The sequence below is a fragment of the Psychrobacter sp. 1U2 genome, assembly GCF_051847575.1.
This window is the reverse complement of record NZ_JBPYDC010000239.1, coordinates 1-1337: the sequence shown is the minus strand read 5'-3', so window position 1 is coordinate 1337 and position 1337 is coordinate 1. Positions and strand designations below refer to the sequence as shown.

The following is a 1337-nucleotide window of genomic DNA, read 5'->3' as shown; positions in this document are numbered from 1 at the left end:
ACCGAATACGACGACTTCTTGACCCTCTGAAAAGGTGCCAGACTTGTCACTGATGACGATACCAGCGGCATCGATACCGGGGGTGTGCGGGTAGTTTCTAGTGATTCTTTTATTGCCCGATGCCGACATAGCGTCTTTGAAATTCAATGATGAATAATGCACTTCGATCAATAAATCGTTCTCAGGCAAATCACTGACGTTGCGCTGCTCAATACTTTTTTTAAATTCACCGTCGTTCGTTTCTTCGACAACTAAGGCTTTAAAGGTTTTATTATCAGCGTTTGTTTGATTGGACATAATATTATTCCTTTTTTATTACTTTTGGATTAAATAGGTTTTAAACACATATATTAAGGCTTAATCAATATCTTACCTTTTTTGTCTGACTGTACTTTTTCAGAGACCGCTGTTTGAATATCATCTAAAGGATAAATGCCGCCAGTAGGGAGTTTTAATTGACCGCTTGCCGCGCGCTCAATCAGCTCACGGGTTAGGCGCTGCATATCATCGCTACTAATCTCTTGCATCATATCGCTCGCCCAAAAGCCTTTTACCTGCGCCAAATTAAAAATCAGGTCACTAGGGTTAAGCGTGAGCGGTTTGCCAGACATGGCACCTAAAGATGCTAGCACACCGTGTTTACCTAGTAGAGATACCAGCTCGCCACCAGACTTGCCGCCGACCGCATCGACAGCGCCACTAATTTTGTCGTCACCAACGATATTTTTGACTTGCTCTTTCCAGTCATTGTTGTCGGTGACAACGTTGTTTTTGGTAATACCAAGATCGATCAGCTCTTGCTCGGACTCTGTACTGCGCACCAAATTAATCGTATTGATATTACGCTTAGGGGTGAGCATCGCCATAGATTCACCAACCGCGCCATTGGCAGCATTTTGGATGATCCATTGACCCGGCTTGATGTTTAAGAACTCAATGAGTAGCAGCGCACTCATCGGCATGGCGATAAGCTGAGCGGCCATTTCATCATCGATAGCGTCTGGTATAGGAATGATGCTTTGAGCTGGCGCGATAAAGTACTCCGCCCACGTACCTTGTACGCCTGATACGACGACGCGCTGACCCTTTTCAAAGCCTTTTACGTCTTCACCCAAAGCATCGATTTCCCCTACCGCCTCACTACCGCCCGTGGCAGGCAGTTCAGGTTTATTACCGTACTCGCCTTTGATGGTAACCAGATCATGGTTATGGATAGAAGATAAGATGGTTTTGATACGGACTTGGTTATTATTAGGTTCTGGAGTAGGGCTTTCGGTTACGCTAAGCACGTCAGAGGGTTTGCCAAATTCGTTGTAAGTTGCAGTGCGCATAGAAAT

Annotated in this window: 2 protein-coding genes; both read right to left on the bottom strand. The window is 45.1% G+C overall.

Going from position 1 to position 1337, the window contains the following annotated elements; translation table 11 throughout:
• Window positions 1–297: alcohol dehydrogenase catalytic domain-containing protein (locus ACS8FD_RS14815; RefSeq protein ID WP_439276417.1), on the bottom strand; the 297-nt coding region annotated here is incomplete at its 3' end.
• 53 nt (window positions 298–350) lie between these two features.
• Window positions 351–1331, bottom strand: coding sequence for a zinc-binding dehydrogenase (locus tag ACS8FD_RS14810; protein WP_439262596.1), 981 nt, complete (start codon window positions 1329–1331; stop codon window positions 351–353).
• Window positions 1332–1337: the final 6 nt, after the last annotated feature.

Bases quoted from the DNA above. Each gene is read 5' to 3' on its own strand.
- ACS8FD_RS14810 (WP_439262596.1), bottom strand. From the start codon at position 1,331: ATGCGCACTGCAACTTACAACGAATTTGGCAAACCCTCTGACGTGCTT.